The organism is Acrocarpospora phusangensis, from assembly GCF_016862995.1.
Lineage (GTDB): Bacteria > Actinomycetota > Actinomycetes > Streptosporangiales > Streptosporangiaceae > Acrocarpospora > Acrocarpospora phusangensis.
In genome coordinates this window covers 28,138-43,613 of sequence record NZ_BOOA01000041.1, presented here as the reverse complement: position 1 = coordinate 43,613, position 15,476 = coordinate 28,138, and the positions used below count along the sequence as shown (strand labels likewise).

Annotated in this window: 13 protein-coding genes; 7 read left to right on the top strand and 6 right to left on the bottom strand. The window is 71.0% G+C overall.

Features of this window, described 5'->3' with window-relative positions:
• Nucleotides 1–63: 63 nt before the first annotated feature.
• Complete coding sequence (locus Aph01nite_RS23905) at nucleotides 64–501, top strand: hypothetical protein (RefSeq protein WP_204043204.1); 438 nt, start codon at nucleotides 64–66, stop codon at nucleotides 499–501.
• Here the strand turns inward: Aph01nite_RS23905 and ybiA are convergent.
• Complete coding sequence (gene ybiA, locus Aph01nite_RS23900) at nucleotides 495–1,058, bottom strand: riboflavin biosynthesis intermediates N-glycosidase (RefSeq protein ID WP_204043203.1); 564 nt, start codon at nucleotides 1,056–1,058, stop codon at nucleotides 495–497. The two genes, Aph01nite_RS23905 and ybiA, sit on opposite strands and share 7 nt — an antisense overlap.
• A 368-nt stretch (nucleotides 1,059–1,426) precedes the next feature.
• On the opposite strand from ybiA, the gene Aph01nite_RS23895 reads away from it, so the two are divergent.
• Complete coding sequence (locus Aph01nite_RS23895) at nucleotides 1,427–1,651, top strand: hypothetical protein (protein ID WP_204043202.1); 225 nt, start codon at nucleotides 1,427–1,429, stop codon at nucleotides 1,649–1,651.
• Nucleotides 1,652–1,687: 36 nt separating this feature from the next.
• Here Aph01nite_RS23895 and Aph01nite_RS23890 read toward each other — a convergent pair whose 3' ends face one another.
• Together Aph01nite_RS23890 and Aph01nite_RS23885 are read right to left on the bottom strand one after the other, a co-directional pair.
• The gene (locus tag Aph01nite_RS23890; RefSeq protein ID WP_204043201.1) at nucleotides 1,688–2,224 is read right to left on the bottom strand and encodes an ATP-binding protein; all 537 of its coding nucleotides are present in this window, start codon (nucleotides 2,222–2,224) and stop codon (nucleotides 1,688–1,690) included.
• 191 nt (nucleotides 2,225–2,415) lie between these two features.
• The gene (locus tag Aph01nite_RS23885; protein ID WP_307836796.1) at nucleotides 2,416–2,649 is read right to left on the bottom strand and encodes a DUF397 domain-containing protein; all 234 of its coding nucleotides are present in this window, start codon (nucleotides 2,647–2,649) and stop codon (nucleotides 2,416–2,418) included.
• Between the two features lie 183 nt (nucleotides 2,650–2,832).
• Here Aph01nite_RS23885 and Aph01nite_RS23880 point away from each other — a divergent pair, with 183 nt between their 5' ends.
• The 3 genes from Aph01nite_RS23880 (at nucleotide 2,833) to Aph01nite_RS23870 (ending at nucleotide 5,221) form a co-directional block, all read left to right on the top strand.
• Nucleotides 2,833–3,639, top strand: a complete 807-nt coding sequence (locus Aph01nite_RS23880; protein ID WP_204043200.1) for an SAM-dependent methyltransferase — start codon at nucleotides 2,833–2,835, stop codon at nucleotides 3,637–3,639.
• Between the two features lie 12 nt (nucleotides 3,640–3,651).
• Entirely contained in the window at nucleotides 3,652–4,524 is an 873-nt protein-coding gene (locus tag Aph01nite_RS23875; protein WP_204043199.1) for a helix-turn-helix domain-containing protein, read from the top strand.
• 304 nt (nucleotides 4,525–4,828) lie between these two features.
• On the top strand, nucleotides 4,829–5,221 hold the full coding sequence (locus Aph01nite_RS23870) for a helix-turn-helix domain-containing protein (RefSeq protein ID WP_204043198.1): 393 nt from the start codon (nucleotides 4,829–4,831) through the stop codon (nucleotides 5,219–5,221).
• Here the strand turns inward: Aph01nite_RS23870 and Aph01nite_RS23865 are convergent.
• Both Aph01nite_RS23865 and Aph01nite_RS23860 read right to left on the bottom strand, forming a co-directional pair.
• Nucleotides 5,215–6,021, bottom strand: a complete 807-nt coding sequence (locus tag Aph01nite_RS23865) for an SAM-dependent methyltransferase (RefSeq protein ID WP_204043197.1) — start codon at nucleotides 6,019–6,021, stop codon at nucleotides 5,215–5,217. The two genes, Aph01nite_RS23870 and Aph01nite_RS23865, sit on opposite strands and share 7 nt — an antisense overlap.
• 247 nt (nucleotides 6,022–6,268) lie before the next feature.
• Entirely contained in the window at nucleotides 6,269–9,199 is a 2,931-nt protein-coding gene (locus Aph01nite_RS23860; protein ID WP_204043196.1) for an AfsR/SARP family transcriptional regulator, read from the bottom strand.
• 362 nt (nucleotides 9,200–9,561) lie between these two features.
• Between Aph01nite_RS23860 and Aph01nite_RS23855 the strand changes: the two genes are divergently transcribed.
• Nucleotides 9,562–10,773 carry a hypothetical protein gene (locus tag Aph01nite_RS23855; RefSeq protein ID WP_204043195.1) on the top strand — a complete coding sequence of 404 codons (1,212 nt, stop codon included), beginning with the start codon at nucleotides 9,562–9,564 and terminating at the stop codon, nucleotides 10,771–10,773.
• Between the two features lie 22 nt (nucleotides 10,774–10,795).
• Nucleotides 10,796–12,403, top strand: a complete 1,608-nt coding sequence (locus Aph01nite_RS23850) for a hypothetical protein (RefSeq protein ID WP_204043194.1) — start codon at nucleotides 10,796–10,798, stop codon at nucleotides 12,401–12,403.
• A 105-nt stretch (nucleotides 12,404–12,508) separates the two neighbouring features.
• Here the strand turns inward: Aph01nite_RS23850 and Aph01nite_RS23845 are convergent, their stop codons facing one another.
• The gene (locus Aph01nite_RS23845) at nucleotides 12,509–15,442 is read right to left on the bottom strand and encodes a hypothetical protein (RefSeq protein ID WP_204043193.1); all 2,934 of its coding nucleotides are present in this window, start codon (nucleotides 15,440–15,442) and stop codon (nucleotides 12,509–12,511) included.
• Between the last annotated feature and the right edge of the window lie 34 nt (nucleotides 15,443–15,476).

The following is a 15,476-nucleotide window of genomic DNA, read 5'->3' as shown; positions in this document are numbered from 1 at the left end:
GCAATAACCACCACTTAGTCGGGGGCGGACGTGAACGATCAGGTCAGCGTCGAGGTGCTGCCAGTGCGTGTCGATGCCGCCGGAGTCTGGCGCTACCGCCGCCTGACCGCCCGCCTCGGCGGTGAATCCCCTGACCAGGCGGCACGGCGCAGCGCCGGTGTGCCCGCCGGCGACGCCTTCACGGTGGTCCACTCCACCAGCTGGCGCTACCGGCCGCAAGGGCAGATCATCCTGACCTACGTCGTGTGCCCGGACCCGTGGCCACTTCTTCCCGCCACCGAACTGGAATCCCTGCGGCTGGCCACGGGCGCCGCCCCCGAGACGCCCGCCCCCGAGCACATCCACCTGGACAACGTGGTCGCGCACGCGCTGCGGCACCTGGCGTACCTGCTGGAGAACGACCGGGTGGTGGCCGCGGCGCTGGCCGGGCACCCCGAGGTCACGCGCGCGCTGGATCCGCTCTCCCGCGAGCTGGCCGAGCAACTGGCCGGGGTTCACTGAAGGGCGTCGCGGGCGTCCATCAGGGCGAAGCCGAGCAGGTTGAGTCCCCGCCAGGTGGCGGGTGAGGCGGCGGCGGGGTCGTCGGCGGCCAGGCCGATGCCCCAGACGCGGTCCAGCGGGCTGGCCTCGACCAGGACACGGTCGCGGGAGGCCAGCAGGTACTCCTTCAGGTCGGGGTTCTGCCCGAACTTGGCGACGCTCGCCCGTACGACGATCGGGTAGCGGTGGGCGGTCCAGACCTCGTCGTCGAAACCGCGGACCTGACGCCCGAGCGCCTTGGCCTCCCCCGGCGTGGCCGCGTCCAGCACCTGGGCCGCGGTGGCCTCGTCACCGAAGAGCCAGGCCTTGTGGGACATCATGTAGTGCTCGGCCGTACGGAAGAGGTGGCCGCACTCGGTGAAGCGGGCCGGCCACCACTGGCTCAGGCAGCCCGCGCCGACGCCGCCGTCCCGGGCGGGCCGATGCCCCCAGAAGCACAGATAACGCAGTCGGGTCCCGGCGCGCTCGGCGTCGATCGCCTCCTGGACAGACCGGGGCAGCCTGACAAAATCGGACATCTTCATACCCTGACACACCGGTAACGCGTGCGCGGCCGGTTGGTGACACAGGATGGAACGGAATGTCCCGCCCTACTGATGGACGGCCCCCGCGAATGTGATCAGAAGGATGTGACGCCGATGGTCCGGTTCCGAAGGCACGCCACAGGAGCGTTCCCGTTTCCCCCGCGGATCCCGGTCCCCAGCCGCATCGCCGAGGCGATTTCTGGGCACTATTCCGATATGGCCAGGAGCGGGCGCGCGACGGCGGGAACGCTCCCGGTGCGTACGGCTACCGCCGTGACGATCACCGGGACAGCCGCTGATTCCGGACTGACCAGATCCGTCACCTCCGAGGTGACCCGCACCGATCCGATCGGGTGACCAAAATGCCGGAAATCGAGCAAGAGACGATCGCGGCCCAGAGCAGGCAGGGCGAAGAGAGCACGTCCGCGCCGTCCACGGGCGACGCCTGGGACCTGATCGACGAGGGCTACTCGGCGGACCATGTGATCGGCCGCCTGGCCGGTCTGTACACGATCGCCATGAACGACGACTCGCTGGACGACCCGGACCTGGACCCGGAGGACTGGGAGCCCCCGCCCCTCATCTGAGGTCTGCGGGTTCGAGGGTCCGAGAGCCCGGATCGGCTAGCGCCGGTCCGGCTCCCCGGCGGGAAGCGGCAGGGCGAACGCGACGGCCTTGCCGCCGGTGACCCGGTTCCTGGTGGAGATCTTGGTCGGGTACGCCCCGCACCACCCCCGGGAAAGCCGGTGCACCACGTCGAGACCCCGTCCCGACTCCAGCAGCAGCGCGTCGGGGATGGCGTCGATCTGCTCCAGCGTCAGATGCACGGCCCCCGGCCCCGGAATCGCCGGCAGCGTCTCCGATCCGTCCACCACCTCGCACACCACCACGGGCGGACTGCGGTACAGACGCAGCTCGAACGGCCCGAAAGCGTGCCTGAGCGCGTTGGTGACCAGTTCCGAGACCATCACCACGCCGTCGTCGACGGCTTCATGGCCCAGCCCGAGGCCGGTCAGGACGCCGCGGATCAGGTCGCGGCTGCGCACCACGGCGCGCGCTCCCTCGGCCAGCGGCCACGTGGCGATCGATGCGGCCCGGTCCATGCCGGTCTCCGCGAGGCTCATGAGCGGCGAGGCGAGCGCGGACTCCGTCCCTCTCACACGGTCCCTCTCACACGTCGATCTCCCGGGCATACGCGCGGCTGGACAATCCAAATGTGCGGAACGTCCTAAGTATCTATCGGTTTCCAGCACCGACGCAAGATGACCACGGCCCAGAAACCGACGAAGAGCCGGGGGTTCCGGCTCTTCGTGGAAAACAGACAAAATTGGAAAAACCGCTGGAGGAGCGCTCAGCTCAGGTCGAATTCCCCGGCCTTCACGGCGTCGATGAACGCCCGCCATTCGGACGGGGTGAACGACAGGACCGGGCCACGCCCTTGCTGCTTGGAGTCGCGCACGCCGACAACGCCGCCGGGGCCGCCGGTGCTGGCGACCTCGACACAGTTGTCCCCGCCACTGGAGAGGCTGGACTTGCGCCAGTTGGTGAACTTGCTGTTCTGGTTCATGAACCGTCTTCCGGACAACGGCCAATTCTGGACTGTACAAAAGTGTCGCATGTTCAGAATGCGGCCGTGCACGCCTGAACCGGACGTCCCATCGGCCTTGCCCCGGCACGCGATACGGATGGATACTCGGCACGATCAAGAACCTCGGACCGTATCGAATCCGGAGATATCCACCCGGACGGACAGACAGGGGCCGAACAGGTGTCTGACAGCCACGAGTCAGAGCCCATCCGGATCGACACCACGACGGCCCACTCGGCCCGGGTGTACGACTACTGGCTGGGTGGCACCACCAACTTCGCCGCCGACCGGGCCGCCGGCGACGCCGTGCTCGCCGCCCGCCCGGGCCTGCGCTACAGCGTGCGGGCCAACCGGGCGTTCCTGGTCCGGGTCGTCCGATGGCTGGCCGCCGACATGGGCGTACGGCAGTTCCTGGACATCGGCACGGGCATCCCGAACGAGAACAACACCCACGAGGTCGCCCAGGCGGTCGCCCCCGGCGCCCGGGTGGTCTACGTGGACAACGACCCCATCGTGCTGGCGCACGCGCACGAGCTGCTGAAGACCACCCCCGAGGGCGCCACCGACTACATCAACGGGGACCTGCGCGACACGGAGAAGCTGCTCCGCGAGGCGGGCCGCACGATCGACTTCGCCGAGCCGGTGGCGCTCCTGCTCTTCGGCGTCATGCACCACATCATGGACGAGGACGACCCGTACGGGATCGTGGGCCGGCTGGTGGCGGCCGCGGCCCCCGGCAGCTATCTGGTGATCTCGCATCCGGCCAGCGACCTGCTCCCGGCCACCCAGGGCGAGGCGTCCAAGCGCTACAACCAGCACGTGGCCACCGGGCAGCGGCTACGCTCCCGGGAGGAAGTCGAACGGTTCTTCGACGGCCTGGAGCTGGTCGAGCCGGGGCTGACCCAGTGGCACCAGTGGCGGCCCGACCAGGACGACGCGCCCCCCGGCGCGATCACCGGCCACAGCGGAGTGGCCAGGGTGCCGTAGACGGAGGTCCCGATGATCAGTCCCTACGTACGGCGGCTGCGACTGGCCACCGAGCTGCGGCACCTGCGGGTCAGCGCCCAGCTCACCCACGAGCAGCTCGCCAAGCGCATCGGCCTGCCGCGCGCCCAGATCTCCCGCCTGGAGAACGGCCACGTCGTCGACCTCGCCGACATCATGGCCATCCTGGAGGAGCTGGGCGTGACCGGCGACCGGTGGACCCAGATCATCACCATCGCCCGGGAGGCCGGGGAGCGCGGCTGGTGGGAGTCGAACAAGGCGATGGGCGAGCGGCAGGCCCTCTTCGCCGACCTGGAGGCGGGCGCGGAGACGATCCGCGAGTTCCAGATGACCTTCCTGCCCGGCCTGCTGCAGACCGCCGAGTTCACCCGGGCCCGCGCCGACACCGACCGCCGCGACGGCGCGGAGGGTTACAAGCCCGACAAGGCCGCCGAGGCACGCCTGGGCCGCCAGCGAATGCTGCGCCGCCCGGGGGGCCCGACCTACGAAGTGATCGTCGACGAGGTCGCCGTACGCCGCCGCGCGGCGCCGCTGGAAGTCGTTCAGCAACAGCTTTATCACCTTGCGGCTACCGTCAACGGGGACCCGAAAATCACATTGCGGGTGCTCCCGATCGACGCCGTCATCGACGGCTACAGCCTGCCGCGCTCGGCCTTCTCGATCTACACCTTCGCCGACCCGGGGGACCCCACCGTGGTGGCCGTGGACACCGTCACGGACGATCTCGTCCTGACCGAACCTGACGCCGCGACCCGCTACGAGACCCTTTACACGCGCATCCGGGCGGCGGCCCTGCCCCCCGCCGAGAGCCTCCAGTTCCTGATCGCGGCCGCCAGAAACCTACCGAATGGGCATAGCTCCGCGTAACCGGGAGCGGCTTCGGAACGTTCCCACGGCGCGACCGCGGCGTGGCGGGCCGTGACGGCCCGGGACCGGGAGGAAACGGCCCGCCCCTATCGGCGCCCGCCGATTCCGCAGGTCATCGCCCGCCCAGTTATATTTCCCGGGCTAACTACCGGACGCGGCAAACTGAAATGCAATTCCCGCTCAATATCCCGGGCATTCAAGTTCTCTATAGAACTTGACCCTATGCGGAAAAATGGGTCTACCCATTCAGGGGGCCCGCATGTAAACATGTCGTCAATTGACTCCGGGTCGAAAGGCTTGTCAAGTGACAGTGTCCGAGGCCCTGGGTGACCGCCTCCGCCAACTGCGCAAGGAGGCGGGCCTGACCCAGGATCGACTGGCGCGGCGCGCGCATGTGAACGACAGTTACATCTCTCTCATCGAGACGGGAAGGCGTGTCCCCTCACCCGAGGTGACGGCCGCGCTGGCCGCCGAGCTGGGCTGTACGGCGGAGTACCTGCTCTACGGCAAGGCGGGCATCCCCGTGCAGTACTCGGTCGAGACCCGGAACGCGTCCAGCCGCCGGCTGCTGCGCCCGCTCAAGCGCCCCCTGGCCGGGTTCCGCCCTGGTGACAAGGTCGAGTACCGCCAGTCGGGGGCGCTGCTGATGATCACCTACATCCGTCGCGTAGGCGAGAGCGCGGTGCCCCGTCAGTGAGGCTTGACCGCGACTCCACCCAGGATGTGGCCGGGGACGTAATCGGGCGCCGACGCGTCGCGAGCGTCCCCGTTGGGGTGCCAGTCCTGCACCGGGACCACCCCGGGGGAAAGAATGTCGAGCCCGTCGAAAAACTGAACAATCTCAGCCCGGTCTCGCGGATAAAGCGGTTTATTGGTGCGGTTATATATTTCGAGAATTCGCTCTTCGTCTTCTTGGCTGGCCGCATCCCCGTGTTTGCTGTGAGATAGGACCAAATAACTTCCCGGCGGCATCGCGCGCATAATGCGCCCGACGATGTCATGCGGATCGTCAGCGTCGGAGACATAGTGCAGGACAGAAGTGAGGATCACGCCGACCGGCCCGTCGAAACTGATCATTTCGTTCAGGCGGGGGTCGGCCAGGATCTTTTCGGTCGCGCGCATGTCGCCACTGGTGGCCACCGTGTTGCCGTCGGACAGGATCGCCTGGATGTGGGCGAAGACGATGGGGTCGTTGTCGACGTACACGACCCGGGCCCCCGGCGCCGCCGCCTGGGCCATCTGATGGGTGTTCTCCCTGGTCGGGAGGCCACTGCCGATGTCGAGGAACTGCCGGATCCCACGCTCGGCGAGGTAGTTCACGGCGCGCTTGAGGAACGCCCGGTTCCCCACCGCGACGTCGGCGGCGTCGGGCGCGACCTTGAGGAGCTCCTCGGCCGCGACCCGATCAGGAGCATGGTTGTCGCTCCCACCGAGTAGATGATCATAGATCCTGGAGGCGTTCGGACAGTCATGGTCGAAGACGTTCTGCCGCTTCATGTAGTCACCCTCGCCGGTGCCCATTAGCTAGCGTTTGATCACTTTCACCGATCAACCATAGCAACCCGCGCTATTCACGTCAGGTGTGGATCATGTAGCCATGTCATCCGGAGTTTCCCCGCGAACGACATGAACGTGCCTTGACCGTCGCGAGTATATGACTACATGCCCGACATAGCCGATAATTCCGAGGGAAGAATTTTTCCGCTTACGGATGGGCCGAATCCGCAATTCCGGATGTACGTGATTACCAGCCCTGGGCGGCCCGGCGCGCCGCCTCCGCGTCTACCTGGAACCCCAGGTTCTCCAGGTCCACGGCGGACTGCTCGGCCAGCTTCCTGGCCTCCTCCACGGCGCCCTGAGCCGCGTGCACGGCGGCGATCCTGACCCGGCAGAGGGGCGCCCGCCGGTCGTCGGCCGCGATCTCGAACAGGCCCGCCGCGCGGGTGTAGCGGGCGATCGCCTCCTCCGGCCGGTCCAGCGCCGCCAGAGCGTCCCCGGCGAGCTCCTCGAAGGCCGCCTCGGCCGGGAGGTCGCCGGTCTCCTGGCCCAGCGCCCGGCCGTGGTCGCACAGCTGGAGGGCCTGCTCGCGGTGGCCCGCGGCGAGCCGCAGGGTGATCAGGGTGTCCAGGGCGAGGCACTCGTAGACGCGCTCGCCGGTCTCCCTGGCGATCTTCTCGGCCCTGGCCAGGGCCGGTTCGCAGAGCCGTACGGCCTCGTCGTGGCGGCCCTCGGCGGAGGCGACCAGGCCGAGCACCCGCAGGCAGGCCACCTCGGCGGGGCCGTCCTCGACCTCGCGGGCCAGCTTGAGGCCGCGCTCGGCGTCGCCCACGGCCGCGTCGAGGGCGCCCTGCCGGTGGCCCACCAGGGCCCGCCAGGCGAGCGACCTGGCCACCCCTTCGGCGTTCTTGACCTGCTCGAAGGCGTCCAGGCAGGAGCCCAGCATGCGGATCGAGCGCAGTTCGTCGCCGGGCTGCCTGGCGACCACGGCGGCCAGCCGCAGCCGGGCCTCGGCGGCCAGCCGGGTGTCCTCCTCGGCCGCGGCGGCGGTCATGACCCGCTCCCACATGTCCTCGGCCTCGCGGTGCCGGCTCTGGTGGCACAGGAACGACGACAGCCGCAGGGCCAGGCCGTACGCCAGGCGGTAGCGGCGTTCGTCGCAGGCCAGCCGGATCGCGGCCAGGATGTTCGCGCACTCGGCGATGAACCAGCCGCCCGGGTTGGCGTCGATCAGGTGCCGCGCCTCGTCGGGGGCGAACAGCTCCACGTTCAGGCGGGCCGGGCGGGGAAAGTGCGGCTCCCCCGGGAGACGGGCGTCGGCCCGGTCGATCAGCTCCAGCCAGCCGAGCAGCAGCCGCTCCACGGCCAGGTCGCGCTCGCTCACGTGGTCCAGCAGCTGGGCCTCGGCGTAGTCCCTGAGCAGGTCGTGCTGCCGGTAGCGGGGCGGCCCCGCGGTGCCGGCGCTGACGGTCACCAGCAGGCTGCGGTCCGACAGCGTCTCCAGCAGTTCCTCGGCCTCCAGGGTGCCCAGCAGCATGGCGATCAGCCAGACCGGGAAGTCGCCGGGCCCGGCCAGCGCCAGCACCCGGAAGGCCTGCCTGGCGGGCCCCGGCAGGGCGTCGTAGCTGTCGGCGATGCTGGCGCTGACGGTCATCTCGTTGGCCCGCAGCGCGCGCAGCCGGTCGCTGAGCCGCCCCGCGAAGTACGCGATCGGCCAGTTGGGCTGGGCCGACAGCCGCGCCCCCGCGATCCGTACGGCCAGCGGGAAGCCGCCGCAGGCGGCCATCACCTCGTCGGCGGCCTCCGGCTCCGCGGCGACCCTGTCCCGGCCGATGATCTCCTCGAGCAGGCGCAGGGCCTCCTCGCGCTGCAGCGGGTCCAGCCGAAAGGGACGGATACCGGCCCCGCCCGTGAGGTACGCCCGGGACGTGACGATCACGGCGCAGCCCGCCGTACCGGGGAGGAAGGGCTGGACGTGCTCGGCGCCCGCGGCGTCGTCGATCACGACCAGCACCCGGCGGCCGGCCAGCATGGAACGGAACAGCGCGGCCCGCTCCCCCGTGCTGGCGGGCAGGCTCTCGGCCGAGGCGCCCATGAAGGCCAGCAGCTCGCCGAGGACCTCGGCGGCCTCGCGCGGGTGCGCGGACATGCCGGCCAGGTGGATGTAGATCTGGCCGTCGGGGAAGGCGGCCCGCAGCCGGTGCGCGATGTGGATGGCCAGGGCGGACTTGCCCACGCCCGGCGGGCCGATCAGGGACGCGATGGGCACGCCGGTCACGTCGGGGCCGGGGGTCAGGAACGCGGCCACCCGGGCCACCTCGTCCTCCCGGCCGGTGAAGTCGATCACGTCCGGCGGGAGCTGGGCGAGCGGCGGGGGCGGCGGGGCCGCCGGCGCGGGCGGGGCGGCGGGGGCGGGCGTCCTGGCGTCCAGGACCAGGGCCTGGGCGGCCTCGGCGGCCTCGTCGTCCACGTCGATGGCGTCCCTGAGCTGGCGCAGCGCCTGGCCGGGGCCGCTGCCGGCCTCGCGGAGCAGGAGGGTGCTGACCGCGTCGAAGTGCCGGAGCGCCTCCGCCCGGTATCCGGAACGGTACAAAGCCGTCATGAGCAGGGCGTGCAGCTGCTCGGAGAAGGGGTCCTCGGCGATGCCCCGGCGCAGGTCGCCCAGCACGTCGCGGTGCTCGCCGAGGTGGATGCGCTCGCGGAAGAGGGCGATCTGGGCGGCCCTGCGCTCGAAGACCAGCTCGTCGCGGAGGAGGCGGAGCCGGGCGGTGTGATCGGGCAGGTCGGCCAGCGGCGGCTCCCCCTGCCCCCACAGGTTCAGGGCCTCCTGCAGCGTGCGCACGGCGCTCTCGTGCTCGCCCAGCCGGACCGCCTCGGCGCTCTCGGCGACCAGGGCGCGGAACCGGTGGGCGTCCAGGGTGTCGGCGGGGCCGAACTCGATCCGGTATCCGCCCGAGCCACCCGCGGGGATGCGCCCGGGCAGCACCCGGCGCAACTGGGACAGGCAGGTCTTCAGCGATCCGTCGCGGGCGTACCCGTCGCCCCAGACGGCCTCCATCAGCTCGCCCGGTGACAGGCCCTGCTCACCGGCCAGCAGAAGCGCGCACAGAGCCCTTCTCTTGATCGGCGAAATGGCCAGCGGGCCGCCCTCGTCGGGGATCACTTCCAACCGGGTCAAGATCCGGAAGTGCAACGCCAAGCCCCCAATCCGCTCGGAGGTGGGCACCGATCAACATGACATTGACCGGGAATCCGTTGAAAAGAGCGCAGTGGAGATACTACTGCCTTTCTGTCTCCAGGCCATGACTAAACGCTGACTGGGTTGCAACCTTCCGATTACCGCCTCTGGATAGCGTTCAACTCCCCGGACAGGCAGGAGTTTCCCTCATGTCACCAGGGCGCGCATCTGAACCCACCCGCAACTCGCACCGGCCGCTTCTAACTGGCGAGGGAAGTGCCGGAGACGAAAAAGAGTTAGTCAGAATATTGAATTTCGGTCAAGCCTTAAGGTTGCCTTAATGCTGAAGAGGAGGCACTGACGTGGGCGACTGGGAGGTCTCGCCAGATCCTCGCTGCCCGGCACTGCCTGACGCCGAGCCCCCGCCGGGCCGTTTCGTCGTGGACGGTCACCCCATGCACGGGGTGTACCGGCGGCCCACCAAGGCCGCGTTCCGCGATCTCCTCGTCACCTGGAACGGCCACCGGCTGTGGCAGGGCGAGGAAGCCGCACGCTTCACCGTGGACACGTCCCCGCTGCTGAGCATCTGGAACCTCGTCTACGCCGACGACTACGCCGCCTCCGGCTGGCTGGTCAGGGCGCGGGCCGACCAGGCGGGACGGAGCCTCCAGTGGGCCGGTCCCGAGCCGAGCGGCAGAGCCAACTGGATCGACCTGTGGAAGGCGCGGGCGCTCCTGGACGGACTGCTGCCCTTCGCCCGGCTGACCCTGCCGGAGTCCGACGCGCTGCGCTGGTGCGCCGCCGCCGGGCGGTCCGGCGTGATCGCCAACATCACCCGGGGAGCGCCGCTCGACCCGGTGGCCGAGGCCGGCGGCGACCTGCTGCTGGTGACCGCCTCCCGGGACGAGACGTACGGACGGCTGTTCCCGATCGACGCCATCATCGACGGTTACCGCGAGGTGCTGCCCAAGTCGATCGCGGAGCGCGAGATCGAGTCCCTGGAGTACCACCGCGCCCTGTCGCTGGCCACCTACGTGGCCGAGCACGGCCGGCTGGAGGAGGCCGGCGGCGCGGTCCGCGGCCTCACCCTCGGCCATCCGGTGGCGGTGACGGTGGCGCAGATCGTGGACGACGCCTTCCCGCTGAACGATCCCGACGCGATCACGGCCAACGGCCGCACGTCGCCGTACCGGCTGGAAGGGGCGGAATCGGTGGACGGCGACTTCCAGCTGGAGATCCCGTCCTGCCCGTACTCGTCGCACGCGCACGCGCGGCTGTGCGATCCGCTGCCGGGGATGGGGCCCGAGCTGGTCGAGTTCGTCCGCGGGAACTGGTCGCCGGAGTTCCTTCCCGGATCTGAGGTGAATTCGCTTGAGGAGCTGTCCGGGCGGACGTACGTCCTGTCGGTGGCTTATGTGCATTACCTCGTCTCACGCGCGTACGAGGCGCGCCCGCTCGATTCCGAGGTGCACGCGTATATCTGCTGCCTGTTGCGGGATCTCGGGCACGAACCCCGTCAACTCGTCAACGAGGTCAGGCTCATGGAACGCGCCGGACTCCGGGGGAAAAATTGACAGGTCGCATTGACGAGTGCCGATGACCACTCCAGCGCTCATGACGAATAAGGGATGTTCCGTCCGGGAATGCGGCCGGACCGTCCTGGCCCTCGGCGTATGCGCCCAGCATTATTACGGCGCCCCGGAGAAACGCTCGACGTGCTCCGCGGAGTGCGACCGCCAGGTCCATCGGCGTGGTCTCTGCACGTCGCATTACCGCCTCTGGCGGCTCGCCGTGGCGGCGCCCTGCTCGATCGAGGGCTGCGAGCGCCCGTCCGCCGACAGCGGCATGTGCGGCCTGCACGTGCAGCGCGTGCGCAAGTCCGGCAGGGCGGGCGAGGCCACGTCGCGGCTGCGCTCCACCGACGGGGTGTGCGGCGAGGACGGCTGCGAGCTCAAGATCTTCACACGGGGGCTGTGCCGCGGGCACTACCTGGCGCACGGGCTGCCCTGCTCGATCGACGGCTGCGAGAAGCCGGTCGTGGCGCGCAAGCTGTGCGGGATGCACTACGCGCGGCTGGCCAAGACGGGCGACCCGGGGGACGCGCGGCCGCGCCGTACCCGGCAGCGGGACCGGACCCAGCCGGAGGCGCAGCACCTGTGCTCGGTCGAGGGCTGCGGGCGGGCGGTGTGGAGCCGCGAGCTGTGCGGCATGCACTACCAGCGCCGCCGCGCCTACGGCGACCCCACCCGGGTGCCGCCCCGCTGGGAGCGCCGCCCGTGCGCCGTGGAGGGCTGCCAGGAGCGGGCCAGGGATCTCGGCCGCTGCCCCCGGCACGCCGCCCAGCTGCGCCGTGAGCGGCTGCGCGAGCGGGCCGCCAGGACGCCGTCCCCGGAGGCCGTGATGGCGCTGGCCGAGGCCGCCGAGGCGGCCCGCCGGTGGCGTGAGGTCTCCGCCGAGGTGGCCGCCTGCCGCCGCGACCGCAACGATCTGGTACGGACCTTCGCCCTGATCGCCGGGGAGAACGCCAGCGCCCGGCTGGCGGCGGCCTCCGGACTCCGGCAGGGCACGCTGCGGCAGATCATCGCCCGGCGGGCGTCCGAGCCGGAACCCGTGGGGCAGCCCACGGAGCCGGAACGCCTGGGGCGACCCGGGCGGGCGGCGGAACCGGGAAGGCTGGCCGAGTGGCGGCCCTTGCTGACTGATCTCACCGCCGCGGGCGCGGCCATCGCGAGAGCCGATCGGGAGCGGGCCGAGCTGATCGTGGCCTGCTGGGAGAGCGGCGCCACCAACGCGGCCGCGCTGCGCCGGGCCAGCGGGCTGCCCAAGGCCGAGGTGGAGCGCATCATCCTGGCCGCGCGCCGCAACGGCTACCAGCGGCACCCCGGGCGGGGGCGGCACGCGCCGCCGTCGCCGCTGGTGGAGGCGCTGGAGCGGTCGGTGGCGGAGATCGCCGAGCTGACCCAGCTGCGGCAGGGCGTCAACCTGCGGCTGCTCCAGGGCATCGGCCGGTTGAGCGAGATCCTGACGCACACCGCCGACGCCGAGATGGCCGCGCGCGGCAAGCGGGACCAGCTGATCGCCGAATGCTGGCGGGCGGGCACCCAGAACCTGTCGCTGATCGAACGCAGGACCGGCCTGTCCCAGGCCACCGTGTACAAGGCTCTGCGCGACCACGGGATCAATCCGCCCGACGTCCGCAGATAACCTCCGCGATCCACGGCCCGAAATGCTCCGGTGATCCCGTCGCCGGTGTTTCCGGGCTCCGGGGGCGGTCTTGCCGCGCGCCCGCCCGCCCCCGGAGCCCGAGCCTCAGCCGGACGTGCAGCTGGCGACGGTCAGGGTGATCCTGCCGCCGGTGCTGACGCCCTTGTTCTCGCCGGTCCACCTGATGGTGATGACGTCCATCACGCTGGTCTCCACGTCCAGTTCGTCGTCGAAGTCGAACAGGCAGGACGCGTTGAGCAGACCCTCGTCGGTGAGGCCGACCTCCAGGCGGATCTTCTTGCCGGCTTTGACGGTGCCGGAGCGCGGGCTGATCTCCACCAGCCCCTGCTCGCTCTCGGCCCGCCACTTGACCTTCCCCGCGTTGACGGAGAAGGTGACGAACCCGGTGCCGTCCGCCAGCTCCAGGGCCTCCGGCCGGACGGACAGCACCGGGCGGACCACGGGTGCCTTCTTGATACTGGGCTTCACACTGGGCTTCACAGTCGGCTTCACGGCCGGCCGCACCACGGGCTTGCTGACCGGCTGGGTACGGCGCTGCGTCGGTGACGGCTTCGGCTTCGCCGAGGGGGCCGCGCCGCGCTTCTCGGCGCTCGGCGACGCCGACGGCACCGGAGGCACCGGCTTGGCCAGCTGCGGTACGGCCGCCGGCAGCGCGGCCGCGCTCGTCTGGATCGCGGTCGCCCCGGAGGCGGAGTACTCCCGGGCCGACAGCCCGCGCCACGCCAGCGACACGATCAGCAGCGCGGCCGCTCCGAGCGCGACCGCCCGGAGGCGGCGCGGCCGCTCCCGGCCGGTCTTGGCCGCCTTGGCGGCCCTGGCCTCCCGGCGCAGCCTGGCCCGCGCCCGGAAGCCGCGCCTGGCCAGTTTGCTCCGGGTGGAGGCGTCCTCGTCCCACACCTCGGCTCCGGTCGCCCGGACGGTCACCCTGGCCGCTGAGCCCACGGATGACACCGACGCCACGGAGACGTCGGAGCGTTCCCGGGGCATCGGCACCCGGGCGGTGATCCGGCGGTCCCAGATCTCCTCCCCGGGCGGGAGCGCGTCGTCGAGGGGACGGCGCGGGGCCGGGATGCCGTGCACGTTCGGGCGCGGGCGGCGGGTGCGCAGCGGGGTCGCGTCGTCCCAGGCGCGTTCGGGCAGCCGGGGCGCCGGGCGGTTCTCCCAGACCCGGTCATCCCACGGACGCGCACGGCCTTCCCGCTCGTCAAGCCCGCCGTCCCGTCCGCCGTCCCGTCCGCCGTCCCGTCCGCCGTCCCGTCCGCCGTCCCGTCCGCCGTCCCGTCCGCCGTCCCGTCCGTCGTTCCGTCCGTCGTTCCGTCCGTCGTCCCAAGGACGCGGCAGGCGGCTCTCCCGCCCGTCGTCCCATCTGTGCGGCGCGCGGCCGTCGCGCGCCTCGTCCCAGCCACGCGGCGCGCGGCCGTCCCGCGTCTCGTCCCAGTCGCGCGACGCGCCTTCCCGTACCCCGTCCCAGTCGCGCAGGACGCGATGCTCCCGCACCTCGTCCCACTCGTGCGGTTCGCGAACTTCCTGCGCTTCGTCCCAGTAGCGCGGTACGCGGGTATCCCGCACCTCGTCCCATTCGCGGGGTGCGCGGCCGTCCCGGGCTTCGTTCCATTCGCCGGGCGCACGGTTTCCCCGGGCTTCGTCCCATTCGCGGGATGCGCGGGCTTCACGGGCCTCGTCCCACTCCTGCGATGCGCGGCCCTCCCGCACCTCGTCCGGCAGGCGGGGGGCGGGAGGGCGACGCTCCTCCCAGGCGTCTTCCGTTGGGTGTGGGGCGGAAGGACCGGAGGGTCGGTGGGCCTCTTCGGCGTCGGCGTAGTAGTCCTCGTAGACCGGCGCGCTCAGCGGCATCGAGCGCGGCCGTCCCCGCGAGTCCCGGAACATCGGCTCGGACTCGTGGTGATAGCCGTCCCCGCGGGCGTCGGCGTGACCGTTCGGGTGGCCGTTCGGGTGGCCGGTGGCGTGCCTGCCCACGTGACCGTTGGAGCGGCCGTTCGGCTGCCCGTCGGAGTAGCTCCTGGCATGCCGATCCGCGTGACCGTTCTGGCCGCTGTGGCCGTTGGAGTGGCCATTGGACTGGCCGTTGGACTGCCCGTTGGAGGGGCCGTTCGGGTGGGCGCCGGGCTCCCACGGCCCCCGGCGCCGCACCGGCTCGTCGTCCAGCCCGGACCCGGCGGATCCGGAGGAGCCGGACAGGGTGTCGAACACGTCGTACGCGTCCGGCTGGAGCGGGTAGTCGTGCTGGCTCCAGCGGATCTCGACGCTCTCCGGCCGGACCGGCTGCTCGATCCTGGACCTGGCGAGGTCGTCCAGTTCGGCGATCGGCAGCCGGGCCAGCAGCGCGGGCACCGACACGGTCATGCTGGCCGCCTTGGCGCACGTCGCGCAGGTGGCCACGTGCGTCTTGAGGCGGCTGCGCAGTTCCCGGCGGGGCGACTCCAGCCAGTCCAGCGCGATCGGCTCGCCGGCCTGGCAGACCGAGCGGCCGGTCTGCGCCAGCCGTACGCAGGTCACGAAGGACTCGACCAGGTCCTGGGCGCCCAGGGCGAGGCGGGCGGCCTCGTCGGTGGGGACGCCGAGCACCAGGCCGACGGCGGGGATGGAGAGCCCGTGCCGGTGGATGAGCTCCAGGACCTCCCGCTCGCGCCGCCCGAGCGCCCCCATCGCGTTGGCGGTCAGCTCGGTGTCGTGCCCGCTCTGCGCGCCGATGCGGGGGAAGGGGGCGGTGGTGAAGCCGCCGTAGTGGGGCTGGGCGAGGCAGTGCACCCTGGCGATGGCGTACAGCCAGGAGCGCAGGTGCTCGTGCCCGGGGTAGAGGTCCTGATGCACCACCGCCAGCGCGAAGGTGTTGCGCACCGCGTTGATGGTGGCGAGCTTGTCGCCGAGCCAGAGGGAACAGTAGTCGTAGAGGCTCCGCCCGTGGTCGGAGATGAGGTCTTCAGCCGCGGGTAACCGCATGGTGGGGGCCTTCGGCGGAGCGGCTTCCGTCGGGTCCTGCGGTGCTCGGCTAACCATTCCCTTTTTCTCCCGGAAGAGGTCGAACGTGGTC

Excerpts from the sequence above, each read along its gene's own strand:
- Aph01nite_RS23895 (WP_204043202.1), top strand. The coding sequence starts at position 1,427 with ATGCCGGAAATCGAGCAAGAGACGATCGCGGCCCAGAGCAGGCAGGGC.
- Aph01nite_RS23865 (WP_204043197.1), bottom strand. The coding sequence starts at position 6,021 with ATGAAGCGGCAGAACGTCTTCGACCATGACTGTCCGAACGCCTCCAGG.
- ybiA (WP_204043203.1), bottom strand. The coding sequence starts at position 1,058 with ATGTCCGATTTTGTCAGGCTGCCCCGGTCTGTCCAGGAGGCGATCGAC.
- Aph01nite_RS23845 (WP_204043193.1), bottom strand. The coding sequence starts at position 15,442 with ATGGTTAGCCGAGCACCGCAGGACCCGACGGAAGCCGCTCCGCCGAAG.
- Aph01nite_RS23875 (WP_204043199.1), top strand. The coding sequence starts at position 3,652 with ATGATCAGTCCCTACGTACGGCGGCTGCGACTGGCCACCGAGCTGCGG.
- Aph01nite_RS23850 (WP_204043194.1), top strand. The coding sequence starts at position 10,796 with ATGACCACTCCAGCGCTCATGACGAATAAGGGATGTTCCGTCCGGGAA.